This is a genomic window from Streptomyces sp. NPDC016562, assembly GCF_043076955.1.
Lineage (GTDB): Bacteria > Actinomycetota > Actinomycetes > Streptomycetales > Streptomycetaceae > Streptomyces.
In genome coordinates, this window is record NZ_JBIBRZ010000001.1 from 552,462 (window position 1) to 577,031 (window position 24,570).

Annotated in this window: 29 protein-coding genes; 12 read left to right on the top strand and 17 right to left on the bottom strand. The window is 72.3% G+C overall.

Going from position 1 to position 24,570, the window contains the following annotated elements:
- The first annotated feature begins 55 nt into the window (after window positions 1–55).
- On the top strand, window positions 56–910 hold the full coding sequence (locus ACF059_RS02500) for an alpha/beta fold hydrolase (RefSeq protein ID WP_392050356.1): 855 nt from the start codon (window positions 56–58) through the stop codon (window positions 908–910).
- Window positions 911–1,008: 98 nt separating this feature from the next.
- The gene (locus tag ACF059_RS02505; protein ID WP_099889616.1) at window positions 1,009–1,161 is read left to right on the top strand and encodes a hypothetical protein; all 153 of its coding nucleotides are present in this window, start codon (window positions 1,009–1,011) and stop codon (window positions 1,159–1,161) included.
- 93 nt (window positions 1,162–1,254) lie between these two features.
- On the opposite strand, the gene ACF059_RS02510 is transcribed toward ACF059_RS02505, so the two are convergent.
- From ACF059_RS02510 to ACF059_RS02525, 4 genes are all read right to left on the bottom strand, one after another.
- Complete coding sequence (locus tag ACF059_RS02510; RefSeq protein WP_361952426.1) at window positions 1,255–1,860, bottom strand: MarC family protein; 606 nt, start codon at window positions 1,858–1,860, stop codon at window positions 1,255–1,257.
- Between the two features lie 87 nt (window positions 1,861–1,947).
- Complete coding sequence (locus ACF059_RS02515) at window positions 1,948–2,811, bottom strand: PHP domain-containing protein (protein WP_392050360.1); 864 nt, start codon at window positions 2,809–2,811, stop codon at window positions 1,948–1,950.
- 78 nt (window positions 2,812–2,889) lie between these two features.
- Window positions 2,890–3,549 (bottom strand): DUF6758 family protein, encoded by a 660-nt coding sequence (locus ACF059_RS02520; protein ID WP_366866478.1) that lies wholly within the window; start codon window positions 3,547–3,549, stop codon window positions 2,890–2,892.
- Window positions 3,550–3,618: 69 nt separating this feature from the next.
- Window positions 3,619–4,203: a suppressor of fused domain protein gene (locus ACF059_RS02525; protein ID WP_361952435.1), complete on the bottom strand. Its 585-nt coding sequence runs from the start codon at window positions 4,201–4,203 to the stop codon at window positions 3,619–3,621.
- A gap of 377 nt (window positions 4,204–4,580) precedes the next feature.
- Here ACF059_RS02525 and ACF059_RS02530 point away from each other — a divergent pair, with 377 nt between their 5' ends.
- Both ACF059_RS02530 and ACF059_RS02535 read left to right on the top strand, forming a co-directional pair.
- Window positions 4,581–5,696: a magnesium and cobalt transport protein CorA gene (locus ACF059_RS02530; RefSeq protein WP_361952438.1), complete on the top strand. Its 1,116-nt coding sequence runs from the start codon at window positions 4,581–4,583 to the stop codon at window positions 5,694–5,696.
- A gap of 31 nt (window positions 5,697–5,727) precedes the next feature.
- Window positions 5,728–6,237, top strand: a complete 510-nt coding sequence (locus ACF059_RS02535) for a hypothetical protein (protein WP_392050363.1) — start codon at window positions 5,728–5,730, stop codon at window positions 6,235–6,237.
- Window positions 6,238–6,479: 242 nt separating this feature from the next.
- Here ACF059_RS02535 and ACF059_RS02540 read toward each other — a convergent pair whose 3' ends face one another.
- On the bottom strand, window positions 6,480–7,274 hold the full coding sequence (locus ACF059_RS02540; RefSeq protein ID WP_366866480.1) for a hypothetical protein: 795 nt from the start codon (window positions 7,272–7,274) through the stop codon (window positions 6,480–6,482).
- A gap of 209 nt (window positions 7,275–7,483) precedes the next feature.
- Between ACF059_RS02540 and ACF059_RS02545 the strand changes: the two genes are divergently transcribed.
- The 3 genes from ACF059_RS02545 to ACF059_RS02555 all read left to right on the top strand — a co-directional run bounded on the left by ACF059_RS02545 (window position 7,484) and on the right by ACF059_RS02555 (window position 10,643).
- The gene (locus tag ACF059_RS02545; RefSeq protein WP_360903480.1) at window positions 7,484–8,755 is read left to right on the top strand and encodes a magnesium transporter MgtE N-terminal domain-containing protein; all 1,272 of its coding nucleotides are present in this window, start codon (window positions 7,484–7,486) and stop codon (window positions 8,753–8,755) included.
- 178 nt (window positions 8,756–8,933) lie between these two features.
- Window positions 8,934–9,440 carry a DUF1003 domain-containing protein gene (locus ACF059_RS02550; RefSeq protein WP_360903498.1) on the top strand — a complete coding sequence of 169 codons (507 nt, stop codon included), beginning with the start codon at window positions 8,934–8,936 and terminating at the stop codon, window positions 9,438–9,440.
- 42 nt (window positions 9,441–9,482) lie between these two features.
- On the top strand, window positions 9,483–10,643 hold the full coding sequence (locus tag ACF059_RS02555; RefSeq protein ID WP_360903477.1) for an Mrp/NBP35 family ATP-binding protein: 1,161 nt from the start codon (window positions 9,483–9,485) through the stop codon (window positions 10,641–10,643).
- A 94-nt stretch (window positions 10,644–10,737) separates the two neighbouring features.
- Here ACF059_RS02555 and ACF059_RS02560 read toward each other — a convergent pair whose 3' ends face one another.
- The 5 genes from ACF059_RS02560 to sigE form a co-directional block, all read right to left on the bottom strand.
- Complete coding sequence (locus tag ACF059_RS02560) at window positions 10,738–11,463, bottom strand: hypothetical protein (protein ID WP_366866481.1); 726 nt, start codon at window positions 11,461–11,463, stop codon at window positions 10,738–10,740.
- A gap of 172 nt (window positions 11,464–11,635) precedes the next feature.
- Entirely contained in the window at window positions 11,636–12,091 is a 456-nt protein-coding gene (locus tag ACF059_RS02565; RefSeq protein ID WP_392050368.1) for a sec-independent translocase, read from the bottom strand.
- A 118-nt stretch (window positions 12,092–12,209) separates the two neighbouring features.
- On the bottom strand, window positions 12,210–13,514 hold the full coding sequence (locus ACF059_RS02570; protein WP_392050371.1) for a S1C family serine protease: 1,305 nt from the start codon (window positions 13,512–13,514) through the stop codon (window positions 12,210–12,212).
- Window positions 13,515–13,610: 96 nt separating this feature from the next.
- Window positions 13,611–14,267, bottom strand: a complete 657-nt coding sequence (locus ACF059_RS02575) for a zf-HC2 domain-containing protein (protein ID WP_392050374.1) — start codon at window positions 14,265–14,267, stop codon at window positions 13,611–13,613.
- Window positions 14,264–15,043 carry an RNA polymerase sigma factor SigE gene (sigE, locus tag ACF059_RS02580; RefSeq protein ID WP_392050377.1) on the bottom strand — a complete coding sequence of 260 codons (780 nt, stop codon included), beginning with the start codon at window positions 15,041–15,043 and terminating at the stop codon, window positions 14,264–14,266. Before sigE ends, ACF059_RS02575 begins: the two co-directional genes overlap by 4 nt.
- A gap of 178 nt (window positions 15,044–15,221) precedes the next feature.
- Here sigE and ACF059_RS02585 point away from each other — a divergent pair, with 178 nt between their 5' ends.
- Window positions 15,222–15,884, top strand: coding sequence for a class I SAM-dependent methyltransferase (locus ACF059_RS02585; protein WP_360903462.1), 663 nt, complete (start codon window positions 15,222–15,224; stop codon window positions 15,882–15,884).
- A 190-nt stretch (window positions 15,885–16,074) separates the two neighbouring features.
- Here ACF059_RS02585 and ACF059_RS02590 read toward each other — a convergent pair whose 3' ends face one another.
- Window positions 16,075–16,242, bottom strand: coding sequence for a DUF3117 domain-containing protein (locus tag ACF059_RS02590; RefSeq protein ID WP_003966491.1), 168 nt, complete (start codon window positions 16,240–16,242; stop codon window positions 16,075–16,077).
- A gap of 333 nt (window positions 16,243–16,575) precedes the next feature.
- Between ACF059_RS02590 and ACF059_RS02595 the strand changes: the two genes are divergently transcribed.
- Window positions 16,576–17,379: an enoyl-CoA hydratase/isomerase family protein gene (locus ACF059_RS02595; RefSeq protein WP_392050380.1), complete on the top strand. Its 804-nt coding sequence runs from the start codon at window positions 16,576–16,578 to the stop codon at window positions 17,377–17,379.
- A gap of 28 nt (window positions 17,380–17,407) precedes the next feature.
- Here the strand turns inward: ACF059_RS02595 and ACF059_RS02600 are convergent, their stop codons facing one another.
- Together ACF059_RS02600 and ACF059_RS02605 are read right to left on the bottom strand one after the other, a co-directional pair.
- Complete coding sequence (locus ACF059_RS02600) at window positions 17,408–17,986, bottom strand: DNA-3-methyladenine glycosylase I (RefSeq protein ID WP_392050383.1); 579 nt, start codon at window positions 17,984–17,986, stop codon at window positions 17,408–17,410.
- Window positions 17,983–18,345: a DivIVA domain-containing protein gene (locus ACF059_RS02605; protein WP_360903453.1), complete on the bottom strand. Its 363-nt coding sequence runs from the start codon at window positions 18,343–18,345 to the stop codon at window positions 17,983–17,985. The genes ACF059_RS02600 and ACF059_RS02605 overlap by 4 nt, the downstream gene beginning before the upstream one ends.
- A 76-nt stretch (window positions 18,346–18,421) precedes the next feature.
- Between ACF059_RS02605 and folP the strand changes: the two genes are divergently transcribed.
- Window positions 18,422–19,282 carry a dihydropteroate synthase gene (folP, locus tag ACF059_RS02610; RefSeq protein WP_392050386.1) on the top strand — a complete coding sequence of 287 codons (861 nt, stop codon included), beginning with the start codon at window positions 18,422–18,424 and terminating at the stop codon, window positions 19,280–19,282.
- A 14-nt stretch (window positions 19,283–19,296) separates the two neighbouring features.
- On the opposite strand, the gene ACF059_RS02615 is transcribed toward folP, so the two are convergent.
- Window positions 19,297–20,112, bottom strand: coding sequence for a TIGR00730 family Rossman fold protein (locus tag ACF059_RS02615; protein WP_361953182.1), 816 nt, complete (start codon window positions 20,110–20,112; stop codon window positions 19,297–19,299).
- 64 nt (window positions 20,113–20,176) lie between these two features.
- Complete coding sequence (gene dapE, locus ACF059_RS02620) at window positions 20,177–21,256, bottom strand: succinyl-diaminopimelate desuccinylase (protein WP_361953185.1); 1,080 nt, start codon at window positions 21,254–21,256, stop codon at window positions 20,177–20,179.
- 86 nt (window positions 21,257–21,342) lie between these two features.
- Between dapE and ACF059_RS02625 the strand changes: the two genes are divergently transcribed.
- Window positions 21,343–22,281, top strand: a complete 939-nt coding sequence (locus tag ACF059_RS02625; RefSeq protein WP_392050389.1) for a hypothetical protein — start codon at window positions 21,343–21,345, stop codon at window positions 22,279–22,281.
- A gap of 236 nt (window positions 22,282–22,517) precedes the next feature.
- A complete protein-coding gene (locus ACF059_RS02630) occupies window positions 22,518–22,889 on the top strand; it encodes an ATP-binding protein (RefSeq protein ID WP_392050392.1) in 372 nt (123 codons plus the stop codon).
- Between the two features lie 76 nt (window positions 22,890–22,965).
- Here the strand turns inward: ACF059_RS02630 and dapC are convergent, their stop codons facing one another.
- Both dapC and fdxA read right to left on the bottom strand, forming a co-directional pair.
- Complete coding sequence (dapC, locus tag ACF059_RS02635) at window positions 22,966–24,063, bottom strand: succinyldiaminopimelate transaminase (protein ID WP_392050395.1); 1,098 nt, start codon at window positions 24,061–24,063, stop codon at window positions 22,966–22,968.
- Between the two features lie 118 nt (window positions 24,064–24,181).
- Window positions 24,182–24,511 carry a ferredoxin gene (fdxA, locus tag ACF059_RS02640; RefSeq protein ID WP_030713714.1) on the bottom strand — a complete coding sequence of 110 codons (330 nt, stop codon included), beginning with the start codon at window positions 24,509–24,511 and terminating at the stop codon, window positions 24,182–24,184.
- Window positions 24,512–24,570 lie beyond the last annotated feature (59 nt).

A 24,570-nucleotide genomic window follows, 5' to 3' on the forward strand; every position in this document is an offset into this window, starting at 1 on the left:
GGCCATCGGCGCATCCGGGGCTGTGCGTCGGCGTACGGGCCGGTAACCTCGGGCCATGAGCAAGCCTCCGCGCCTCACCCTGCCGTCCGTCGCCCGTGCGTACGACCTCACCACCGACCGTGGCACCTTCGCGGTGCACGAGGCCGGCGAGCCGGTCCGCGGCACCGCTCTGCTGGTGCCGGGGTTCACGGGCAGCAAGGAGGACTTCATCGGGCTCCTGGAGCCGCTGGCCGCGGCCGGGTACCGGGTGGTGGCCGTCGACGGACGCGGGCAGTACGAGAGCCCCGGCCCGCGCGAGGAGTCGGCGTACGCCCTGGAGGAGCTGGCCCTGGACCTCCTCGCGCAGACCCGCGCGCTCGGAGCGGACCGCGTGCACCTGGTCGGCCACTCGCTCGGGGGTCTGATCTCGCGCGCGGCCGTGCTGCGCGACGCGGCCCCCTTCGCCTCGCTGACCTTGATGAGCAGCGGCCCCGCCGCGATCTCCGAGGAGCAGCAGGCCCGTACGAAGCTGCTGGTGGCGGCGCTGGAGGCGATGGGCGACGACATGCCGGCCATCTGGGCGGCGATGCGCGCCCACGACCCGCAGGACCAGGCCCCGGACGCCCCCGCGCTGGCGCTCTTCCTGAGCCAGCGGTGGGTGAGCACCGTCCCCGAGCAGCTGATCGCCACGGGCCGGGTGCTGATCTCGGAACCGGACCGGGTGGAGGAGCTCGCCCGGGTCGAGCTGCCGAAGCTGGTCCTGTCGGGGGCCGTCGACTACGCGTGGCCGGTCCCGCTGCTGGACGAGATGGCCGTGCGGCTGGGTGCGGAGCGGGTGGTCGTGGCGGGCACGGAGCACTCTCCGAACGCCGAGGCGCCGCAGGTCACGGCCGCTGCGCTGGCCGGCTTCTGGAACGCTTCCACCAGCTAATCCTTAGCCAGTGAAAAAATTTCCTTAGCGTAGGGAATGATTGAGGCGTACCCTTCGTTAACCCTGTGCAAGGAGAACACTGACGAAGGGAGAAGCCCGTGCGCTTCGAAATTCTGCGCCTGGACGACGTCGACGGATCTGCCGTGGACAGCACCGTCGTGGACGCGGCCTCCGTCAACAGGATCGTGCAGCAGGCCGCATCAGTCGGCCAGCGCATTTTGATCCGACCGGCCGAGAGTGCGTCCTCCTGACGCTTCACGCGATACGTTCACGCCCCCGCACCGGGACCGGTGCGGGGGCGTTCGCATGTGCGAGGGCGTGCGCGGCTGCGGGGCGCGCGGCGGTCAGGCGCCGCGCACGACCTGGAGCACGCCGTTGATGATCTGCTGCACGGCGATGGCCGAGAGCATCATGCCGGCGAGCCGCGTCACGAGGACCACGCCGCCGTCCTTGATCACCCGGATGATCACCAGGGAGTAGCGCATGGTGATCCACAGCACGATGTGCATGGCGAGGATCGCGGCCCAGACCGAGACCTGCCCGCTGACCCCGTCCGCCTTCTGCACCGCCAGGATGACGGACACGATCGCACCGGGCCCGGCCAGCAGCGGCATGCCCAGGGGGACCAGGGCGACGTTCACGTCCTTGGTCTGCTTCGGCTCATCGGTCTTGCCGGTGAGCAGGTCCAGCGCGATGAGCAGGAGCAGCAGACCACCGGCGATCATCAGCGCCGGGACGGAGACGTGCAGGTAGTCCAGGATCTGCTGGCCGCAGATGCCGAAGACGGCGATGACGCCGAAGGCCACGCAGACGGCCTGCCAGGCCATGCGGCGCTGCACCTTGGCGGGGCGGCCGGAGGTCAGGGCCAGGAAGATCGGCGTGATCCCGGGCGGGTCCATAATCACAAAAAGGGTGAGAAAAAGGGATCCGAAGACGGCGAAGTCGAACACAGTGATGCCTTGCAGGAGAGAGGGGTGGTGCGAAGAGGGTGCGCGTCGCGAGACGCGAGACGGGTGGAGCGGGCCGCAGAGCGGCCGTCAGCGCGCGCGTCCGCCGGCGCCGGGCACGGGGAAGGCCCCGGTGGCTCGGCGCGTGATCTCGCCGTAGATCTCGGGGTCGGTGGTGTACTCCCCGAGGCGGCAGGTCTTGCGGCTGCCGTGGTAGTCGCTGGACCCGGTGGTCAGCAGTCCGAGGTCCGCCGCCAGGCCGCGCAGCCGCGCCCGGGTGTCGGCGTCGTGGTCCATGTGGTCCACCTCGATGCCGTCCAGACCCGCGGCCGCCAGCTCGGCTATCGCGGCCTCGGGCACGCACCGGCCGCGCTTGACGGCGGCGGGGTGCGCGAAGACGGTGACGCCGCCGGCCGCCTTGACCAGGCGGATGGCGTCGAATGGGTTGAGCTCGTGCTTCTCGGCGTACGCGCGGCCGCCGTCGGCCAGCCACTCGGGCGTGAAGGCGTCCGAGACGGTGGGGACGACGCCCAGCTCGACGAGGGCGGTGGCGATGTGCGGCCGCCCGACCGAGCCCGCACCGGCGATCCGCGCCACCTGGTCCCAGGTGACGTCCACGCCGAGGGCCTGGAGCTTGCCGATCATGGCTTGGGCGCGCGGGGTCCGGTCGTCCCTGACGAGCTCCCGCTCGGCGTGGAGCTCGGGCTCCTCGGGGTCGAAGAGGTACGCCAGCATGTGCATCCCGACGCCGTCGAGGCGGCAGGACAGCTCGGCCCCCGTCACCAGCGTCAGCCCGGCCGGCAACGCGGCGACGGCCTCGGCGTACCCGGCCACGGTGTCGTGGTCGGTCAGCGCCACCACGTCCAGCCCGGCAAGGGCGGCGGCGCGCATCAGCTCGGCGGGGGTGTCCGTGCCGTCCGAGGCCGTGGAGTGGGCGTGCAGGTCGATGCGCACAGCCGGGCTCCATGGGTCGTACGGACGGGGACACTCCAGGATAACCGGGCGGACGGAGCCCGCTCGTACGCAGCGCGGCTAAGCGGTCTTGCTCTGGTCCGGCCCGAGGATGCGGGGGCTCAGGGCCCCGCACGGAAGGAGCTCGACCTCCGCTCCCGCGTCGCGGAGATCGGTGAGGACGAGCTCGTCGTACATGAGGAGGCCGGACTGCTCCGGCCAGACGATGGCCCATAGCCACAGGCCCCGGGCCTCGCCGGCGAAGACGGCCCGGTCGTCGGGGCCGCCGTTGACGTGCCAGAGCGGGGTCGGGCGGCCCGCCGCGACCACCTTGGCGTGGGGCGGCGCGGAGACGTTGATGTGCGAGCCGGGGTCGGGGCCGTCGATGCCCGCGTACCGCGCGCCCAGGCCCACGCCCAGCTCCTCCGCGATCAGCAGCAGCTCGCCGATGCCCCCCAGCGGCCCGGGCCCCGAGCAGGCCACCGCCGTCGCCCGGCCCCCGCTGCGGTCGTCACCGGCGGACGCGACCCCCGTGAACAGCCACCCCACCGGCAGCGGCCAGGGCATCCACACCGGCACCCGGGCGCGGTGCACGATCACGCCCAGACCTTCGACGCTCGGCGGGATGACGGGTTGCAGGGGGTGGACAGTGCCGTGCAGGGCGCACTGCCAGGAGTCGGAGAAGAGTCCGGGCGCCCTGACCCGGCCACCGCACTTCGGGCAACTTGGTTCACCCCTCATGAGAAACCACGCTCCTCCCCGCCCGGCCCGCCGTCAAGGCGCGCTCGCCCATCCGGGCCGCCGGTCCGGTCAGTCGAGCGCCACGGCGCTGCGCAGCGGGTCCCTCAGATCCGTCCCGCGCGCGAGCCAGCGCTCCTGGAGCGCGGCCGCGCCGTGCACGCGCTTCCACGCGGCCTCGTTCGCCGTCATCGGAAGGAGCGGCAGGAACCGCACCGGGTCCATCGGCTCGTCCAGCTCCAAATCCTCCACCAGCCCGCCGGGTTCCGCCACCAGGACGGAGCTGAACGGCGCCCCGTCCCAGAGCGGCGCGCCCACGTCCAGCGAGGCCCCGGGCGCCACGACAAGCCCCTCGACCTGAGGGGACGCGGCCAGCACCGCGAGCGGCCGCAGCAGCTTGTCGGTGGCCGCCAGCCCGGCCCGTACGGTCAGGACCAGCTCGGCGCGCGGGCCCCGTACGGGGTCGGCGACCACGGCGGTCGGATCGGTCATCGGGTGTGCGGACATCCCGAGGGTCGCGTACCGCACGAGGTCGCCCTCGGCGAAGCGGAGGACCTCGATGCGGTCGGTGCCCAGGAAGGTGACGGCGGCTCGGGCGTCGGGGTCACCGAACGCCGTACGCAGCCGGGACTCGACGAGGGCCAGAATTTCTGCCATGGATGGAGCATAGAACTCGTATCAGCCGGGTAAAGGGCGGGTCTTGACCAGTCGTCGGCTGATAGTGTTGACAGCTGGTTCGGGCCGCACGCAGAAGCGTTGTTTCAAGGCTCCGGACGACAGGACGTCCCCCACGGGGGACCGGCCGGAGGAGGTGGGGCTGCGATGGATCGAAGTCGATCGTGCAGTACCAATCGCTCTTCCGCTTCCCTGCCGGGCGCACCGCGCCCCCTGTGATCTCCTGATCAGTAGAAGAGCGACGGCAGAACGTTTTGTCCTCCCGTCCTGTTCCTTCCGGTTGTCCGGGGCCGCCTGCCCGCAGCGCCGGAAGGTCTCCCACCCGTACGGCCGCGGCCGTGCGTGCGAAGGAGCCTGCCATGTCGATGCTGCCCTACCTGCGTGCGGCCGTCCGTCCGTCCCTGCGCAAGTCCACCGCCGCACAGCCCGGCTACGACACCACCCGCGACCCGTCGGCGAGCAGCGCGGTGGTCGACTGCGCCGTCTACCGCGACGGCCGACGGGTCTTCGGATCCGCCTGTCTGACACCGCGTGAGGCGATGCGCCGGGTCCGCGAGGACGGCGGTTTCGCCTGGATCGGCCTGCACGAGCCGACCGAGGCCGAGTTCGCGGGGATCGCGGCGACCTTCGGTTTGCACCCGCTGGCCGTGGAGGACGCGGTGCACGCGCACCAGCGGCCCAAGCTGGAGCGCTACGACGACACGCTCTTCACCGTCTTCAAGACGATCCACTACGTCGACCACGCCGAACTGACCGCCACCAGCGAGGTGGTGGAGACCGGCGAGGTGATGTGCTTCACAGGCCCCGACTTCGTCATCACCGTCCGGCACGGCGGTCAGGGCTCCCTCAAGGGACTGCGCCACCGCCTCCAAGGCGACCCGGACCTCCTCTCCAAGGGCCCCTCGGCCGTCCTGCACTCCATCGCCGACCACGTCGTCGACGGCTACATCGCGGTCGCCGCGGCCGTGCAGGACGACATCGACGAGGTGGAGAGCGAGGTCTTCGCCGCCCCCGCCAAGGGCAGCGCGCGCGGCGGCGACGCGGGCCGCATCTACCAGCTCAAGCGCGAGGTGCTGGAGTTCAAGCGGGCGGTCGCGCCGCTGCTGCGCCCCATGGAGCTGCTGAGCGAGCGGCCGATGCGGCTGGTCGACCCGGACATCCAGAAGTACTTCCGCGACGTCGCCGACCACCTCGCCCGCGTGCACGAGCAGGTCGTCGGCTTCGACGAGCTGCTGAACTCGATCCTCCAGGCCAATCTCGCGCAGGCGACGGTCGCCCAGAACGAGGACATGCGCAAGATCACCTCCTGGGCGGCGATCATCGCCGTGCCGACGATGATCTGCGGCGTGTACGGGATGAACTTCGAGCACATGCCCGAGCTCCAGTGGAAGTACGGCTATCCGATGGTGATGGCCTCGATCGTCGGGATCTGCTTCACCATCCACCGCGCCCTGCGCCGCCACGGCTGGCTGTAGCGCCCGGGAACGAACCCCCTACCCTGTCCGCATGACTCTCAGCGCGCTCGACCTGGCCCTCGTCGAGGAGGCCACCAAGAAGTCCGGCCTGATCTGGGTCCGCGGCGCCGGGGCCGACCGCGCCCTGTGGCACGCCTGGGTGGACGGCGCCGCCCACGTGCTGGGCGACGGGCCCGGCGAACAGCCCTTCCCGGGGCTGGCGGACGGCGCGGCCTGCGAGGTGACCGTACGGAGCAAGGACAAGGGCGGCCGTCTGGTGGCCTGGACGGCGACGGTACGGGAGCTCGCACCCCGCGGCGAGGAGTGGGCGGCGGCCGTCGCGGAGCTCAAGGGCAAGCGGCTGAACGCGCCCGACTCGGAGGACATGACCGAGCGCTGGGCACGCGAGTGCCGGCTGCTCCGCCTGGAGCCGCAGACGGTGGGCCCCCTCCCGGACGACTCCCTGGCCGCACCCCCTCTCCCCTCCCCGGCCCTCACCCGCCACCCCATCCCGGCCCACCTCCCGAAGCTCCTCCTCAAGCGCAAAAAAGCCCGAGGCTGAACCGAGGCCGGTTGCGGCGGGGCCGGGTGTGTGGCGGGGTGTCCCCGCAGGGCGCCGAACGCACCACCGCCGCACCCCCCGACCCCCCGAACCGTTCGGCGCCCGAGGAGACACCCCGGCGCGCACCCGGCCCCGACGCAGCCGGCCCACCCGCACCGGCGGCCCCGGCACGGAAAACGGCACGGCACGGCACGCGAAACAGCGCGGCACGGGCCCAAGACCCACCCGCCAGCCCCGCAGGGCTACGGCTTCGTGGGGTTCGCCCCCTGCCCCGCCCCCTTGGACGGCGCGGGCCCCGACCCGCCGCCGCCCTTCTCCTTCGTCGTCGGCAGCTCGGAGCCGTAGTCGACCGTCTGGTCCGCCGCCGGCGGGTCGAGCGCGAACGGCTTGCCCCACTCCGCGAGTTCCACCCGCCCGGCCCCACCCGCGCGCTCCATCAGCAGCGGGTACGGCGTCCCCTCCAGCGACACCGAGAGCTTGCCGCCCTTGCCGGCGTCCGCCGTGACCTGGACCACCCGCGTGTGCCCGACCTTGGTGTAGGAGCCCTTCGCCAGCTTGCCCTCCAGCCCGAGCAGCCCGTCCAGCAGCACGTCCATGTCGGTGAAGCCGCGGAACTGCTTGTAGGAGGGGTCGCCCTCGGGCACCTTCACGTACTTGTCGCCGAGCTTGCCCGCCGAGTCGGACTGGCCCCAGAACGCCGCGCTCGCCTTCAGGTACAGCTGCTCGCCCACCCGCAGCAGCTGGAAGGTGTCGTCCTTCGACTTCACCTCGCCGGAGCCGCCGTCCGACTTCAGCCGCATGTCGAGGGTGAAGGACTTGCCCCCGCTCACCAGCGTGCCGGACAGGTGCACCGAGTCGGCCTCCGTGGCGGCCGCCTTCGCCTTCGCCTCGATCTTGTCGGCGGAGAGCTTGCCGACACCGTTCGTGCCCTCGTCGGGGTCGTCCCCGCAGCCCGTACCGGTGACGGCGAGGCCCGCGCACAACACACCGATCAAGGCGGCCCGGCGCAGCCGCGCGGCAGGGAAGTAGGCGGTCACGGGCCGTGCCTCTCGTCGTTCGTCTGCAAGCAGCAGGCAGCGTACCCGCCCGTACGCCACCCCCCGCGACCGCGCCCCCCGGGCGACGCCGGGCCCCGCCCGGCCCCCGCCCCGGGCCCCACCCGGACCGCCCACCAGGACGCTTTCGCGCGGCACGGGCTAGATTGAGGTCGGCACGACTGCTGATCGACACTCAAGGAGGCGCTCGGATGGTTGCAGGCGCCCCGCGGATCTTCGTCTCGCATCTGTCGGGTGTGCCCGTCTTCGACCCCAACGGCGACCAGGTCGGCCGCGTCCGCGACCTCGTCGCGATGCTGCGCGTCGGCGGGCGCCCGCCCCGGCTGCTGGGCCTGGTGGTCGAGGTGGTCAGCCGGCGCCGGGTCTTCCTGCCGATGACCCGGGTCACCGGCGTGGAGTCGGGCCAGGTCATCACCACCGGCGTCATCAACATGCGGCGCTTCGAGCAGCGCCCCACCGAACGGCTGGTCCTGGGCGAGCTGCTGGACCGGCGCGTCACCCTGGTCGCCAGCGGCGAGGAGGTCACCGTCCTGGACGTGGCCATCCAGCAGCTGCCGGCCCGCCGTGACTGGGAGATCGACCGGATCTTCGTACGGAAGGGCAAGGGGGGTGCGCTGCGCCGGCGCGGCGAGACCCTGACCGTGGAGTGGTCGGCGGTGACGGGCTTCTCGCTGGAGGAGCACGGGCAGGGCGCCGAGAACCTGGTGGCCACCTTCGAGCAGATGCGTCCGGCCGACGTGGCGAACGTCCTGCACCACCTGACGCCGAAGCGGCGCGCCGAGGTGGCCAACGCGCTGGACGACGACCGGCTCGCGGACGTGCTGGAGGAGCTGCCCGAGGACGAGCAGGTGGAGATCCTCGGGAAGCTGAAGGAGGAGCGCGCCGCCGACGTCCTGGAGGCCATGGACCCGGACGACGCGGCCGACCTGCTGTCCGAGCTGCCGGAGGACGACAAGGAACGGCTGCTGACGCTGATGCAGCCGGACGACGCGGCGGACGTGCGACGGCTGCTGTCCTACGAGGAGAACACCGCCGGCGGCCTGATGACCACCGAGCCGATCGTGCTGCGGCCGGACGCGACCGTCGCGGACGCGCTGGCCCGCGTACGGCAGGCGGACCTGTCGCCGGCGCTGGCGGCTCAGGTGTACGTGTGCCGGCCGCCGGACGAGACGCCGACGGGCAAGTACCTGGGCACCGTGCACTTCCAGCGGCTGCTGCGCGACCCGCCGTTCACGCTGGTCAGCTCGATCGTGGACACGGACCTCCCGCCGCTGCGGCCGGACGCCTCGCTGCCCGCGGTGACCACCCATCTCGCCGCCTACAACATGGTCGCGGTGCCCGTGGTCGACGAGAGCGGCTCGCTGCTCGGCGCGGTGACGGTCGACGACGTACTGGACCACCTGCTGCCGGACGACTGGCGCGAGACGGACTTCCATTCCGAGGAGGCCGTACGTGGCCAGTGACCGGGGGCGCTTCGAGCGGGGGCGCGGCGAGCAGGCGCGCGAGCGGCGCAGGGAGCAGATCCGCGAGCGGCGCGAGCAGGCGCGGACGCAGGTGCGCGAGCAGGGGCTGGCGGCGGAGGCCGCCGAGCGGTCCGCCGAGCGCTCCGGGAAGTCCGCTCCGAGCACCGGGGCGAGCGCGCTGACGCGGTCGAGGGTGCGGCTGGACCTGCCGCGGCCCGCGCGGCGGCGGCTACTGCCCGAGTACGACCCGGAGGCCTTCGGGCGGCTCTCGGAGCGGGTGGCGCGGTTCCTCGGCACGGGCCGGTTCATCGTCTGGATGACGATCGTCATCATCGTCTGGGTGCTGTGGAACATCTTCGCGCCGAAGGACCTGCGCTGGGACGAGTACCCGTTCATCTTCCTGACGCTGATGCTGTCGCTCCAGGCCTCCTACGCCGCTCCGCTGATCCTGCTCGCGCAGAACCGGCAGGACGACCGCGACCGGGTCAACCTGGAGCAGGACCGCAAGCAGAACGAGCGCTCCATCGCCGACACCGAGTACCTGACCCGGGAGATCGCCGCCCTGCGGATGGGCCTGGGCGAGGTGGCAACGCGTGACTGGATCAGGTCCGAGTTCCAGGACCTGATCAAGGAGATGGACGAGCGGCGTCTATTCCCCGCGGAACGTGATGAAGGCGACCGCTGACGGGCTTTCCTGAGCCGTGCTACCGAGCCGTACCATCGGGGCATGGCTACCGACACAAGCTCCGCCGCCGTGCCTGAGCAGGACGCGATCCTGGACGCCCTGGCGACGGTGAACGACCCCGAGATCCACCGGCCGATCACCGAGCTCGGCATGGTCAAATCGGTGGAGATCGGTGAGGGCGGCGCGGTCGCCGTCACGGTCTACCTGACCGTGTCGGGCTGCCCCATGCGCGACACCATCACCCAGCTCGTCACCGAGGCCGTTGCGAAGGTCGCGGGCGTCACCTCCGTCTCCGTCACGCTGGACGTGATGAGCGACGAGCAGCGCAAGGAGCTGGCGGCCTCGCTGCGCGGCGGCACCGCCGAGCGCGAGGTGCCCTTCGCCAAGCCGGGCTCGCTGACCCGTGTGTACGCGGTCGCGTCCGGCAAGGGCGGCGTCGGCAAGTCCTCGGTCACGGTCAACCTGGCCGCGGCGATGGCGGCGGACGGCCTGAAGGTCGGTGTGGTCGACGCGGACATCTACGGCCACAGCGTGCCGCGCATGCTGGGTGTGGACGGCCGTCCGACCCAGGTCGAGAACATGATCATGCCGCCGTCCGCGCACGGCGTGAAGGTCATCTCCATCGGCATGTTCACCCCGGGCAACGCGCCGGTGGTGTGGCGCGGTCCGATGCTGCACCGGGCCCTGCAGCAGTTCCTGGCCGACGTGTACTGGGGCGACCTGGACGTGCTGCTGCTGGACCTGCCGCCGGGTACGGGTGACATCGCGATCTCCGTGGCCCAGCTGGTGCCGAACGCCGAGATCCTCGTCGTGACCACCCCGCAGCAGGCCGCGGCCGAGGTCGCGGAGCGGGCCGGCTCGATCGCCGTGCAGACCCACCAGAAGATCGTCGGCGTCGTCGAGAACATGTCGGGCCTGCCGTGCCCGCACTGCGACGAGATGGTGGACGTCTTCGGCTCGGGCGGTGGCCAGAAGGTCGCCGACGGCCTGACCAAGACGGTCGGCGCGACGGTCCCGGTGCTGGGTTCGATCCCGATCGACGTCCGGCTGCGCGAGGGCGGCGACGAGGGCAAGCCGGTCGTCCTGTCCGACCCGGACTCCCCGGCGGGTGCGGCCCTGCGCGCCATCGCGGGCAAGCTGGGCGGCCGCGCCCGCGGCCTGTCGGGCATGTCGCTGGGCATCACCCCGCGGAACAAGTTCTGACCTGAGCCGCGGGCGGGGTGCGCACAGCGCACCCCGCACCGGGTACGCGAAAGGGCACCGCCGGTCGGCGGTGCCCTTTCGCCTACCCGGACCGCTACTCGTACGCGCCGAGGTCAGTGATCACGGAGAACCCGAGGCCGTACGCGCTCATCCCCCGGCCGTACGCTCCCAGGTGGACGCCGCTGCCGGTGGAGCCGGCGAGCACCCACCCGAACTCCGACTCGCGGTAGTGGAAGGGCGTCGGTTCGCCGTCCACGGGCAGCGACAGCGTCGACCAGTCCTCCCCGTCGAGGTCGTCGGCCAGTTCCCACGCGGCCTCGGTCTGCTGGTCCAGCCAGTCGTCGCGCAGGGAGTGGTCCATCTGCCCGGGCCAGCTGTAGGCCAGGAGGGCGGAGCCGGCGAGCCAGGCCGCCGAGGAGACCGAGGTGGCCTCCAGGACGCCGGTGCCGTCGCCGCTGCGGCGCAGCGGGTTGCTCGCGACGGTGATGACCACCGCGAAGCGCTCCTTCTCGCCGGTGGCGATCTCGCCGCGGGCGGAGGGTTCGTCGCCGTGGCCGGTGGAGCCGTGCTCCACGGTGCCGTCGGCGGCCGCTGCGACCTGCATGAGCCAGCGGGGGCCGGTGAAGGCCCCGTCCAGCCCGTACCAGGGGAAGTCGGCCGCCAGGAACTTCTCGGCGGTCCGGCGGGCCGACGGCACGGGAGCGGCTGCCTCCTGCGGCTGCGTCGGGGTCTGCGGGCTCGTCTGCGGGTCCGGCGCGGGCGCGTCGGCGGGTGCCTCGGCGGTCTGCGCTCCGACCCGGCTACTGCTCGTCGTCTCCATGTGGGCGGCCTCTCGTTCCGTGGGGTCCGGAACGGCCCTCCCCTCGCCTCGCGGGGGGACCCCCAGCCTTGGGCGTCATCGGTCCGGACAGATGGAGGATAGCCATCCGACCCCGGATCGCCGGGCAGGCTGGGCGTGGGGGGTGTCTTCCGGGTGGCGGCGAAAGAGTGGCCTAGGTGGCGTCGGCGTCGAAGCGGGCCCGCTGATCCTGGGCCGGGGAGGCGGGCTTCTTCATCAGGTCGGGGGCGCCGGCGACGGGCGTGGCGGCGGCGGACGGGGAGGCCGCGGCGGCCGGTGCCACGGCGGTCTCCGTGCCCTTGACGGCGTCGCTGACCTCGTTCAGCTCCTTGCGGAGGTCGAAGCTGCTGCGGAGCTCCCTGAGGTCCTCGTTCTCGGTGAGCTGCTTGCGGATGAAGGTCTTCGGGTTCAGGTCCTCGAACTCGAAGTCCTTGAACTCGGAGCCGAGTTCGGAGCGGATGTCCTGCTTCGCACTGTCCGAGAACGCGCGGATCTTCCGGATGACACCCGTGACGTCCTGGATGACCTTGGGCAGCTTGTCCGGACCGAAGATGAGAATGCCGAGGACGACGATCGTGACAAGTTCGAGTGCGCCTATGTCGTTGAACACCTTGCCGCTCCTCGGCTCTCTCTCACTTCGGGCCCCGACACACGGTACCCGGCGTTGTCCTCGGGCCCATACCTGCGTGCCGCCTCCGTGGGGGTTTCACCCGCCCGTCATCCGGTGCTCATGAGCCGTTCGCCGATCCGAGGACCACGTCCAGGGTGCGTTCGCGGCCTTCGCGGAGCACCGTGAGGCGCAGCCGGTCACCCGGACGGTGGGCCCGGATCTTGATGATCAGCTCGTCGTCGCCGCGGACGCGCTGGCCGTCCACCTTGGTGATCACATCGCCCGGCTTGATCCCGGCGCGCGCGCCGGGCCCGCCCTCGGTCACGGACGGCGAGCCGTCCTCGGCCTTCTCCCTCACCCGGGCTCCGTCGCCCTTGTACTCCAGGTCCAGGGTGACCCCGATCACGGGGTGGGTGGCGCGGCCGGTGCGGATGATCTCCTCCGCGACGCGCTTGCCCTGGTTGATGGGGATGGCGAAGCCCAGGCCGATGGAGCCGCCCTGCCGGGTGGGGTCGTCCTTGTCCGCGCCGCGGATCGCGCTGTTGATGCCGATCACGTGGGCCTTGGCGTCGAGGAGGGGGCCGCCGGAGTTCCCCGGGTTGATGGGGGCGTCGGTCTGCAGGGCGTCGACGTAGCTGATGTCGCTGCCGTCGCCCTTGTCGCCGCCCGCCGTGACGGGGCGGCCGGTCGCGCTGATGATGCCCGCGGTGACGGTGTTCGACAGGTCGAAGGGCGCGCCGATGGCCACCACCGGATCGCCGACCTTCACGTTCTCCGAGTTCCCCAGGCTCAGCGCACGCAGCCCTCGTACCCCGCTGACCTTGACCACGGCCAGGTCGTAGCCGGAGTCGCGGCCCACCAGCTCGGCGGTGACGCTCTCGCCGGTGCTGAAGGTGACCGCTATCTCCCGGGAGTCGGCGACCACGTGGTTGTTGGTCAGGATGTGCCCCTGCTGGTCGAGTACGAAGCCGGTGCCCGTCCCGCCGCCCTTCTCGCCCCGCACGTGCAGGGTCACCACCCCGGGGAGCGCGGTGGCCGCGATGCCGGCCACGCTGTCGGGAGCCCGGCCCTTGTCGGCCACGGCGGCCTGCGGCAGTTCCAGCCGGGTGCTGCTCTGCCGTTCGGCGAGCACGCCGACGTAGCCGCCGACGCCGCCGGCGAGCAGGGCGGCCGCGGCGCTGCAGGCCGCCAGCTGCCACAGCCGGATCCCGCGCGGCGCCCTGCCCCGGTCCACGACCTGGAGGGGCTGCCCGCCCCAGGGGTCGTAGCGCACCTCGCGGGACGGGAGGGGCGGGTCCGCGGCCGGATCCTCGGGTCCGCCCTCGGGCCTGGGGGCCGGAACTCCTTCGCGGCGGCCGTCGGCCGCGCCCTCGGGCCGGCTCCACCACTGCGGAGCCTGATCGGTCTGCTGCCTGTCGGCCATGGGCGCTCCCCGCGTACCTATGCGCATGTGCCGCCGATTCAATCAGGTCTCGGGGGTGTCCTCCCGGCCGGCCGCAGCGACGGGACACCCCCGCGCTCAGCGCAGCAGGGAGACCGGGCGGGCCGGGCTCGGCGGGGCGGGGTGCAGGGGCGGCAGGGTCGCCACGGTCGGCAGGAGGGTCGGGACGGCCGCCGGGGTGGGCAGGCGGTCGCGGACCACCGCGTCGGCCATGGGCACGACGGGGCCGGGCCGGGACGCGGGGGCCCCGCCGCCGGCGTTCGGCTCCACGGTCTCCAGCGGGACCGCGCCGCCGAGGGCGAGCGCGGCCAGCGAGACGGCTCCGGCGGCGACGAAGGCGAACCGGCGGCGCGACCGGCCCACCTCGTGGATGCGGAAGCCGTGCTCCTGCGGCCGGGCGGCCACGGGCAGCCCGTACGCGAACGCCCGGAAGGGATCGGAGCTCTGCGGGCCGGTGGGGCCCTGCGGTCCCCCGGGTCCGGCCGGGCCGTCGGGGCCGGCGCCGGGCAGCCCCTGCAGCCGCGCCAGCAGCCCCGCGGACAGCGGCGGCGGCGCGCTCTCCACGAACATGGTCTTCAGGCGTCGCTGCGCGTCGGCCTCGGCCTTGCACTTGGCGCAGGTCGCCAGGTGGGCCAGGACCCGCTCGCGCGCGTCGTGTTCGAGCTCCCCGTCCACCAGGGCGGCGAGGCGGTCGCCCAGGTGCTGTTCGGCGGGGGACGGACTGACTCCGCTCACTCGGTTCCGCCCTCTCCCCCGGCGCCGGGCGCGCCCATCGCCACACCCGCCAGCGCGCGCTGCTCGGCACGGGCCTCGGGAGACCGGTGCTTGAGCGCCTTGCGCAGGTGGGAACGGCCCCGGTGGATGCGGCTGCGCACGGTGCCGAGCTTCACGCCGAGCGTGGCGGCGATCTCCTCGTACGACAGCCCTTCGATGTCGCACAGCACCACGGCTGCGCGGAACTCGGGCGCGAGGGTGTCCAGCGCCTGCTGCACGTCCGCGTCGAAGTGGGTGTCGTGCAGCACCTGCTGCGGGGACGGCTCACGGCTCGGCAGCCGCTCGGCGGCGTCGTCGGCGAGCGCGTCGAAGCGGATGCGCTGCTTGCGGCGGACCATGTCCAGGAACAGGTTCGTGGTGATGCGGTGCAGCCAGCCCTCGAACGTGCCGGGCGTGTAGGTGGACAGCGACCGGAAGACGCGGACGAAGACCTCCTGGGTGAGGTCCTCGGCATCGTGCTGGTTGCCCGTCAGACGGTAGGCGAGGCGGTAGACCCGCGCGCTGTGCGTGCTGACGATCTCCTCCCATGAAGGAGGGGTCCACGCCTGAGAGCCCGCATCGGCGGCAAAGGTCGCGGTGGTTGCGGTGTCTGCGGTGTGGAAGCGGTCAGCAATGTAGGTCACGGATTTCGGCTCACCCGCCGACCAGAAGAGGCGTCTGAACACGCCCCCACGATCCACAGGCGCAGCCGCACCTCCCCTATCGGCTCTGGTGGTGTCCAGTGGAGTCCCTACCATAGCCACCCCCTCTGTCAGCTCCGGATAAGCATTTTTGCAGTATCTTTACGCGAGACTTAGGCCCCGGAGGGGTCCCGGCCGTCGATCTGCCCGGCAGCGTCCCCTCTTATCCCGCCTCCACCCCTCACAACGCCCGGTCCCATCTGCGGGTTCCCGGCGTCAACGGATACAGTCACCGTTGCGCCAACTATGGGGACAGGAGAGGGTCATTAGCGGCAACCGGCAGACGAGCTGGGCGTTCGCCGACGCGTTTGTCGCCGAGGACGACGCTCTGCGATGGGCCCGCGACCGGTCCAGGGAAGCGGGCCTGCGCTCGGTCTCCCCCGGCACCGGGGCCGCGCTGCGCCTGCTGGCCGCCACCGCGGACGCCAAGGCCGTCGCCGAGATCGGCACCGGTACGGGCGTGTCCGGCATCCACCTCCTGCACGGAATGCGCCCCGACGGGGTCCTGACCACGGTGGATCCCGAAGCGGACCGGCAGGCCTTCGCCCGCCAGGCCTTCCGCGCCGCCGGCTTCGCGGGCAACCGCGCCCGTTTCATCCCCGGCCGGGCCCTCGACGTGCTGCCGCGCCTCGCCGACGGCGGGTACGACCTCGTCTTCTGCGACGGGGACCCCTCGGAGTCCCTCGACTACCTCGCTGAATCGTTGCGGCTGCTGCGCCCGGGGGGACTCGTGTGCTTCGAGGGGGTCTTCTCCGACGGCCGTACGGTCGACTCCGCGGCCCAGCCGGTGGAGGTGCTCCGCGTCCGCGAGCTGCTGCGCAGCGTCCGGGAGAGCCCTGCCCTGGAGGCCGCGCTGCTGCCGGTGGGCGACGGGCTGCTCTGCGCCGTGCGCCGCTGAGCCCGCGTCACCGCGTCGCCGTCCGGCCCGTGGCGGTCCCACCCGTAGCGGTTCGCCTGTAGCTGTCCGACCCGTGGCGGTTCGCCCCGTAGCGCTTCGACGTCGCGGGCCGCGACACAACGCTGCCCCGGCCGCGGGTTAGCGGTCGGGGCAGCGCAGAGAATGCAGGTGGAGAAGTGTGGTCAGCGCCTTAGCCGACGACCTTCTTCAGGGCGTCACCCAGGGCGTCCGCCTCATCAGGGGTCAGTTCGACGACAAGCCGACCGCCGCCCTCGAGCGGTACGCGCATGACGATGCCCCGCCCCTCCTTGGTGACCTCGAGCGGGCCGTCGCCCGTCCGCGGCTTCATGGCCGCCATGCTCGTTCCCCTTCCTGAAACCAGCTCATCGTCAGCCGACGGCCCCATTCAGGCGCCTAGTACCCGGCATCGAACACATTGCTTCCCAGCCATTATCCCGCATGTCAGGACCCGATGACCAACATCGCACGGGAACGCTTGCGCAACGCGCTCGGCCAAAACCACTCATTTCGGGGAGCGGCCTGCGATACTTCGCCGCCGCACCACGCGACGGCCCTCGGCTTTCTTTGACACACATCACATGTGCGCGCCGCGTCCGGTCCGCCATGCTGGCCCTTGCACCGGCCGGTACCGGCCGGTAGCCAAGCCCGCGACGAAGGGGGACCCCCAGCCATGGCCGACAGCGTGCTCTACGAAGTGACCGACGGACTCGCCACCATCACGATCAACCGTCCGGACGCGATGAACGCGATGAACACCGAGGCCAAGGTCGCCCTGCGCGACGCGGTCCAGGCCGCGGCCGCGGACACCGCCGTACGGGCCGTTCTGCTGACCGCCGCCGGTAACCGGGCCTTCTGCGTGGGCCAGGACCTCAAGGAGCACATCGGCAACCTCGCGTCGGACCGCGAGACCGGCTCCTCGCTGACCATGACCACGGTCGCGGACCACTACAACCCGATCGTGCGGGCGCTCACCGAGATGCCCAAGCCCGTGGTGGCCGGGGTGAACGGCGTGGCGGCCGGAGCGGGCTTCGGCTTCGCGCTGGCGGCGGACTTCCGGGTCGTCGCGGACACCGCCTCCTTCAACACCTCGTTCGCCGGGGTGGCGCTGACCGCCGACTCCGGGGTCTCGTGGACCCTGCCCCGCCTGATCGGCGCCTCCCGCGCCTCGGACCTGCTGCTCTTCCCGCGCTCGGTCAAGGCCCAGGAGGCGTACGAGCTCGGCATCGTCAACCGCCTGGTGCCCTCGGACTCCCTGCACGCCGAGGCCGAGGCCGTCGCCCGCGCCCTGGCCGCCGGCCCCACGGTCGCGTACGCCGCGCTGAAGGAGTCCCTGGCGTACGGGGCCTCCCACTCGCTGGCCGAGGCCCTGGCCCACGAGGACACCCTCCAGACCCGTGCGGGGGCCTCCGAGGACCACGGCATCGCGGTCCAGGCCTTCCTCGCGAAGCAGCCGCCGAAGTACCTGGGCCGCTGAGCCCCGTGCGCCGACTCCGCGGCCCGGTCTACTCCGGGTCGCGGGAGGCGCAGGCGGCCAGGTGGTCGTTGACCAGGCCGCAGGCCTGCATCAGGGCGTAGGCCGTCGTGGGGCCGACGAAGCGGATGCCGGCCTTCTTCAGCGCCTTGGCGAGGGCCGTGGACTCGGGGGTGACCGCCGGGACCTCCGTGATCGTCAGCGGGGCCGGACCGGGCTCCTGCGGGGCGTGGGACCAGATCAGGGCGTCCAGCTCGCCCGGCTGCCACCCGGCGAGGACCTTGGCGTTGGCCAGCGTCGCCTCGATCTTGGCCCGGTTGCGGATGATCCCCTCGTCGGCCAGCAGCCGCTGCGCGTCCAGCTCGTCGAACCGCGCGACCGCCGCGATCTCGAAGTCGGCGAAGGCCTTACGGAATCCCTCGCGGCGCCGCAGGATCGTCAGCCAGGACAGCCCCGACTGGAAGGCCTCCAGGCACAGCCGCTCGTACAGCGCGTCGTCGCCGTGGACCGGACGGCCCCACTCGGTGTCGTGGTAGTCGACGTAGTCCTGCGTGGACAGCGCCCAGGGGCAGCGCGGCCGCCCGTCCGCGCCCGCCACCGGCCCGGTCATCGCTCACCGTCCTTGGTGAGGTCGGTCCGCACGGGCGCGTCCGACGGGCCGCCCGCCGCGGTGGCCGCGGCCACGGCGGCCGTCAGCTGCCCGATCCGGGCGTCGCGCTCGGCCAGCTCCGCCGCGAGGCGCTCCAGTACGTCGTCCACCTCGGCCATCCGGTAGCCGCGCGGCGCGACCGGCAGCCGCAGGGCGTCGATGTCCGCCCGTACGACGGGCCGGGTCTCCGGCAGCCCGTCCGCCACCCGGTCCGGCTCCGCTTCCGGCAGGACGGCTTCCGAGCCGCCGCCGATCACCGCGAGGGTGACCGCCGCCACGACCACGACCAGCGCGATCATCAAGAAGAAGAACACGATCAACTCCCCTGAGAGACTCCGGCCACCAGGTTAAGGTCGCAAGCGAGGCGCGAGGGCCGCCGAAGGAGGAAAGAGCAGGATGCTGCGACTGGGCAGGCGCGAGTTCGACACCCACGAGCCGGTGATCATGGCCATCGTGAACCGGACTCCGGACTCCTTCTACGACCAGGGCGCGACGTTCCGCGACGAGCCGGCGCTGGACCGGGTGGAGCAGGCGGTGGCCGAGGGCGCCGCGATCATCGACATCGGCGGGGTCAAGGCGGGCCCGGGCGAGCACGTGGACGCGGCCGAGGAGGCACGGCGCACGGTCGGCTTCGTCGCCGAGGTGCGGCGCCGCCACCCGGACGTGGTGATCAGTGTGGACACCTGGCGGCACGAGGTCGGCGAGGCCGTGTGCGAGGCCGGGGCGGACCTGCTGAACGACGCGTGGGGCGGGGTGGACCCCCGGCTGGCGGAGGTCGCGGCGCGCCACGGCGCGGGCCTGGTCTGCACGCACGCGGGCGGGGTGGAGCCGCGCACCCGGCCGCACCGGACCGAGTACGAGGACGTGATGGCCGACATCCTGGAGGTCACGGTCGGTCTCGCCGAGCGGGCCGCGGCCCTCGGTGTCCGCCGGGACGCGATCATGATCGACCCGGGGCACGACTTCGGGAAGAACACCCGCCACTCGCTGGAGGCGACCCGCCGGCTGGGCGAGATGACGGCGACGGGCTGGCCGGTCCTGGTCTCCCTGTCGAACAAGGACTTCGTGGGCGAGACCCTGGACAAGCCGGTCAAGGAGCGCCTGCTGGGCACCTTGGCCACGACGGCCGTCTCCGCCTGGCTGGGCGCCCAGGTCTACCGCGTCCACGAGGTCGCCGAGACCCGGCAGATCCTCGACATGGTCCGCTCCATCCAGGGCCTGCGGCCCCCGGCGGTCGCCCGCCGGGGGCTGGCCTGATCCGGAGGAGACGACTAGTCGCCCGCTTCCCGGGCCGCCTCCTCGGTGGCCGCCCTGGCGACGTGTTCGCCCGCGCCCTCGACCTCCTTGCTGACCAGCGTCACCGCTTCCTCCACGTCGTCCGTGACGTGGAAGAGCATCAGGTCGTACTCGGACGCCTTGCCCTGGGCGATGACCGTGTTCCTGAGCCAGTCGACGAGCCCGCTCCAGTACTCCGTGCCGAACAGCACGATCGGGAAGCGGGTGATCTTCTGGGTCTGGACCAGGGTCAGCGCCTCGAACAGCTCGTCCATCGTGCCCAGGCCGCCCGGCAGCACGACGAATCCCTGGCTGTACTTCACGAACATCGTCTTGCGGACGAAGAAGTACCGGAAGTTCAGTCCGAGGTCCACGTGCTGGTTGAGCCCCTGCTCGAAGGGGAGCTCGATGCCGAGGCCGACCGAGATGCCGCCGGCCTCGCGGGCGCCCTTGTTGGCCGCCTCCATCGCGCCCGGACCGCCGCCGGTGATCACCGCGAAGCCCGCGTCCACCAGGGCGCGGCCGATCCGCTCGCCCGCCTCGTACTCGGGCGTGCCCGGGGCGGTGCGGGCGGAGCCGAACACGCTGATCGCGGGCGGCAGCTCGGCGAGCGTGCCGAAGCCCTCGATGAACTCCGACTGGATGCGCAGGACCCTCCAGGGATCGGTGTGCACCCACTCGGAGGGCCCGGCCGAATCCAGCAGCCGCTGGTCCGTCGTACTGCCCGCCTGCACCTGGCCGCGCCTCCTCAGCACCGGCCCGAGCTGCTGCTCCTCGGGCCGACGGCGAGCGTTGCCTTCGGGGTTGCCCATGATGTGCTCCCTCCTGCTGATCGTTGGATCAGGTTAGGCGCACAAAGGTGACGGGGAGCGGAATTCAGGCCGTCAGCCAGGCGCGGAGTCGTTCCTCGCAGTGCAGGATGGCCTTCGTCTCGACCCGCTCGTCCACCTTGTGGGCCAGCAGCGCGTCGCCGGGGCCGTAGTTGACCGCCGGGACGCCCAGCGCGCTGAAGCGGGAGACGTCCGTCCAGCCGAACTTCGGCATGGCGTGGCCGCCGACGGCCTCCATGAAGGCCGCGGCCGCCGGGTGGGAGAGGCCGGGGCGGGCGCCGGGCGAGGAGTCGTCGACGACGAACTCGGCGATGTCGCAGTGCGCGAACACCTCGCGCACGTGCTCCAGCGCCTCGGCCTCGCTGCGGTCCGGGGCGTAGCGGAAGTTGACCGTCACCGTGCAGGCGTCGGGGATGACGTTGTTGGCGACGCCGCCCTCGATGCGGACGGCGTTGAGGCCCTCGTGGTACTCCAGGCCGTCGATGACCGGCCTGCGGGGCTCGTACGCCGCGAGCGTGGCCAGGATCGGGCTCGCCGCGTGGATGGCGTTGGAGCCCATCCAGCTGCGGGCGGAGTGCGCGCGCTCGCCGGCGGTGCGCAGCAGGACGCGCAGGGTGCCCTGGCAGCCGCCCTCGACCTCGGCGTTGGAGGGCTCCAGCAGGACCGCGAAGTCGCCCGTCAGCCAGTCGGGGTGGGCTTCGGCGATCTTGCCGAGGCCGTTGAGGTCGGCGGCGACCTCCTCCTGGTCGTAGAAGACGAAGGTGAGGTCCCGGTTCGGCTCGGGCACGGTCGCGGCGATGCGCAACTGCACGGCCACGCCCGACTTCATGTCGGTGGTGCCGCATCCCCACAGGACGTCGTTCTCGTCGAGGCGGGAGGGCACGTTGCCGGCGATGGGCACGGTGTCGAGGTGCCCGGCGAGGACGACGCGCTCGGCGCGGCCCAGGCGGGTGCGGGCGACGACGTTGTTGCCGAGGCGGTCCACGGTGAGGTGGGGCAGGCCGCGCAACGCGTGTTCCACGAGGTCGGCGAGTACCTTTTCGTCGCCGCTCACGGAGGGGATGTCGACGAGCCGGGCGGTCAGCTCGGCGGCGTCCAGGGTGAGGTCCAGCTCGGATTCGGGCATGGTCCGACCCTAACGCCCCGGGCTGCGGCGGGGCCTCGTGCGTCCGGCCGGTGGACGCGTCATATGCCTCAAGTACGGTGGGCCGCGTGTCCGAGACCCGTGATCCCCGTCCTCGTCGCCGCAGGCTGCTCCGTACGGCCATGGGCCTGCTCGTCCTCATGGCCGTGATCGGCTACTTCGCCGTGCAGCGCGCCTCGAACGGCGGGGGCGGCGCCCCCTTCTGCAGGGCGGACGCGGACGCGGCGGGCGGCGAGGGGACGTACGAGATGTCCCCGGAGCAGGCGGCGAACGCGGCGACGATAGTGGCCGTCGGCGTCGCCAAGGGCCTGCCGGACCGCGCCGTGACCATCGCGCTGGCGACCGCCATGCAGGAGTCCGCGCTGCGCAACCTCGACCACGGTGACCGGGACTCCCTCGGCCTCTTCCAGCAGCGCCCCTCGCAGGGGTGGGGCACCCCGGAGCAGATCACGGACCCGGTCTACTCCGCCGGGATCTTCTATGACCACCTCGTGGAGGTGCCCGGGTACTCGCGGCTGCCGCTGACGGTCGCCGCGCAGAAGGTGCAGCGCAGCGGTTACCCGCAGGCGTACGCGAAGCACGAGCCGGACGCGACCGTGCTGACGGCGGCGTTCGCCGGCGGCGGCTCGGTGCACTGCGGCGGTCCCGCGCCCCGGGGTCCCGGTGATCCGGAGAAGGTACGGGCCGGCCTGGTGCGGATCTTCGGCAAAGACGCGCTGCACACCCTGCCCGCGAAGCCGGCCGAGGCCGGCCGGGAGGCCGAGGTCGCCCTGGTGGAGAAGCGGGACGGCGGGGAGGCGGCCTCGCGCCGCAGCCGGACGATGGCCCACTGGGCGGTGGCCCACGCGAAGGAGCTCGACATATCCCGGGTGTCGTACGGCGCGCGGGGCTGGGTGGCCGGCAAGGACGGCGGGCGGTGGCGCAGCGGCGGCGCCGGGACGAAGGGCAGCGCCGTGGACTCCCACCAGGCCGCGCCGGGCGAGGTACGGATCTTCCTGGCCCGCTGACGCCGCGACCGGGGATGCGGATCCGCGTACGAGGCGTCACTCGTGCAGGGGTGATCACTTCGGGGGCCGTGAGCACCCGCAATGGAGAGAAGCGCAGGTGGGCGGCGCCCAATGCGCTTGTCGCGGAAGCCGATTAAACGATGCGTTACCGATCCTTTACCCACGGGGGGCGCAACTCCACCCGCCCCGCGAGCGGTTAATCACGGCGTACTCAGCCGCTACCGCTTAGGAGCAACATGTCCCTCCCCCTGACCCGCCGGATCGCCCGTGCCGCGCTGCTCGTCGCAGCCGGGGCAGCGCCCGTGGTCGGTGCGGCCGGCGCGGCCAGTGCCGCCGGTCTGGAGTCCGTGCCGCAGCTGGGCACCCTGACCGCCCCGGACACCGCCGACGCCTCGGCCACGGCCACGGACGCCGTGGACACCGTGGGTGCCGCCGCGCAGACCCTGCCGGCACCGGCCGCCGACGTGACGGGCAAGGCGGGCGGTCTGCTCGGCGGCCTTCCCGCCGTGCCCTCCGCCCAGGAGCTGCCGGTCGGCTCGCTGACCGGCAGCCTGCCGGGTGGCGGTCTTCCGGGTGGCGGCCTGCCGGGCGGTCTGCCGCTCGGCTGATCACCGTAGGACCGCGGGAACCCCGAAGGGGCCGGGAGTGCGAACTCCCGGCCCCTTCGGGCGTGTACGGACGGGCTCAGCCCGCGAGGCGCTTGACCGCCGCCTCGACGCGCTCGTCGGTGGCGGTGAAGGCGACGCGTACGAACCGCGCGCCCGCCTCGCCGTAGAAGTCACCCGGCGCGACCAGGATGCCCAGTCCCGCCAGGTGGGCGACCGTCTCCCAGCAGGGCTCGTCGCGGGTCACCCACAGGTAGAGGCTCGCCTCGCTGTGCTCGACCCGGAAGCCGTGCGCCTCCAGGGCCGTGCGCAGGGCCGCGCGGCGGGCCGCGTAGCGCACGCGCTGCTCCTCGACGTGCGCGTCGTCGCCGAGCGCGGCCACCGTGGCGGCCTGCACCGGGGCCGGGGTCATCATGCCGCCGTGCTTGCGGATCTCCAGCAGCTCGCCGAGGACGGCGGCGTCACCGGCGATGAAGGCCGCGCGGTAGCCGGCCAGGTTGGACCGCTTGGACAGGGAGTGGACGGCGACGACGCCCTCGTACGAGCCGCCGCAGACCTCGTCGTGCAGGACGGAGACGGGCTCGGCCTCCCAGCCCAGTTCCAGGTAGCACTCGTCGCTGAAGAGCAGGATGCCGTGCTCGCGGGCCCAGGCCACGATCCGCACGAGCTCCTCCTGTGAGAGGACCCGCCCGGTGGGGTTGGAGGGGGAGTTGAGCCACAGCAGCTTCACGCCGGCCGGGTCGAGGTCCGTCGGGTCGTCGTAGACGACGGCCTCGGCGCCGCACAGCCGCGCGCCGACCTCGTACGTGGGGTAGGCGAGCCGGGGGTAGGCGACCTTGTCCCCGGGGCCCAGGCCCAGCTGGGTCGGCAGCCACGCCACCAGTTCCTTGGAGCCGACGACGGGCAGGACGTTGCGGTGTCCGGCGGCGCTCGCGCCGAGGCGGCCGCGCACCCAGCCCGTGAGCGCGTCGCGCAGGGCGGCCGTGCCCCACACCGTGGGGTAGCCCGGGGAGTCGGCGGCCTCGACGAGGGCGCGCTGGATCAGCTGCGGGACCGGGTCCACGGGCGTGCCGACCGACAGGTCGACGATGCCGTCGGGGTGGGCCGCCGCCGTGGCCTTGTACGGCTCCAGCTTGTCCCAGGGGAAGGCGGGAAGACGGTCGGAAACTGCGGCCACGATGCTCTCTGCTCTCTCTGGGTGCTGGGTGCTGGTTGCGCGTGCGGGGGCGGAAAACGCCTCGGTCCCGTGCGGCGGGCAGGCCGTACGGGACCGAGGGGCGCTACTGCCGTATAGGTCAGTGCTCGCCGTTGATGCCGGCGGGCAGCGCAGCGATGAAGGGGTGATCACGCTCGATCAGGCCCAGCTTGGAGGCACCACCGGGCGAACCGAGCTCGTCGAAGAATTCGACGTTCGCCTTGTAGTAGTCCTTCCACTCTTCCGGAGTGTCGTCCTCGTAGAAGATGGCCTCGACCGGGCAGACCGGCTCACACGCACCACAGTCGACGCACTCGTCCGGGTGGATGTACAAGGACCGCTGGCCCTCGTAGATGCAGTCGACCGGGCACTCTTCGATGCATGCCTTGTCCTTGACGTCGACACAAGGCTCCGCGATGACGTAGGTCACGCTCTCGTTCCTCCTCGGTAGGGCTTTCCATATCGCGCGGGAGCGCGGCGTCGTCGATG

Excerpts from the sequence above, each read along its gene's own strand:
- sigE (WP_392050377.1), bottom strand. The coding sequence starts at position 15,043 with ATGGTAGGGACTCCACTGGACACCACCAGAGCCGATAGGGGAGGTGCG.
- folP (WP_392050386.1), top strand. The coding sequence starts at position 18,422 with ATGCTGCGACTGGGCAGGCGCGAGTTCGACACCCACGAGCCGGTGATC.
- ACF059_RS02590 (WP_003966491.1), bottom strand. The coding sequence starts at position 16,242 with ATGGCGGCCATGAAGCCGCGGACGGGCGACGGCCCGCTCGAGGTCACC.
- ACF059_RS02500 (WP_392050356.1), top strand. The coding sequence starts at position 56 with ATGAGCAAGCCTCCGCGCCTCACCCTGCCGTCCGTCGCCCGTGCGTAC.
- ACF059_RS02520 (WP_366866478.1), bottom strand. The coding sequence starts at position 3,549 with ATGAGGGGTGAACCAAGTTGCCCGAAGTGCGGTGGCCGGGTCAGGGCG.
- ACF059_RS02600 (WP_392050383.1), bottom strand. The coding sequence starts at position 17,986 with ATGACCGGGCCGGTGGCGGGCGCGGACGGGCGGCCGCGCTGCCCCTGG.
- ACF059_RS02615 (WP_361953182.1), bottom strand. The coding sequence starts at position 20,112 with ATGGGCAACCCCGAAGGCAACGCTCGCCGTCGGCCCGAGGAGCAGCAG.
- ACF059_RS02530 (WP_361952438.1), top strand. The coding sequence starts at position 4,581 with ATGTCGATGCTGCCCTACCTGCGTGCGGCCGTCCGTCCGTCCCTGCGC.
- ACF059_RS02630 (WP_392050392.1), top strand. The coding sequence starts at position 22,518 with ATGTCCCTCCCCCTGACCCGCCGGATCGCCCGTGCCGCGCTGCTCGTC.
- dapE (WP_361953185.1), bottom strand. The coding sequence starts at position 21,256 with ATGCCCGAATCCGAGCTGGACCTCACCCTGGACGCCGCCGAGCTGACC.
- ACF059_RS02545 (WP_360903480.1), top strand. The coding sequence starts at position 7,484 with ATGGTTGCAGGCGCCCCGCGGATCTTCGTCTCGCATCTGTCGGGTGTG.
- ACF059_RS02560 (WP_366866481.1), bottom strand. The coding sequence starts at position 11,463 with ATGGAGACGACGAGCAGTAGCCGGGTCGGAGCGCAGACCGCCGAGGCA.
- ACF059_RS02570 (WP_392050371.1), bottom strand. The coding sequence starts at position 13,514 with ATGGCCGACAGGCAGCAGACCGATCAGGCTCCGCAGTGGTGGAGCCGG.
- ACF059_RS02555 (WP_360903477.1), top strand. The coding sequence starts at position 9,483 with ATGGCTACCGACACAAGCTCCGCCGCCGTGCCTGAGCAGGACGCGATC.
- ACF059_RS02595 (WP_392050380.1), top strand. The coding sequence starts at position 16,576 with ATGGCCGACAGCGTGCTCTACGAAGTGACCGACGGACTCGCCACCATC.
- ACF059_RS02525 (WP_361952435.1), bottom strand. The coding sequence starts at position 4,203 with ATGGCAGAAATTCTGGCCCTCGTCGAGTCCCGGCTGCGTACGGCGTTC.
- ACF059_RS02535 (WP_392050363.1), top strand. The coding sequence starts at position 5,728 with ATGACTCTCAGCGCGCTCGACCTGGCCCTCGTCGAGGAGGCCACCAAG.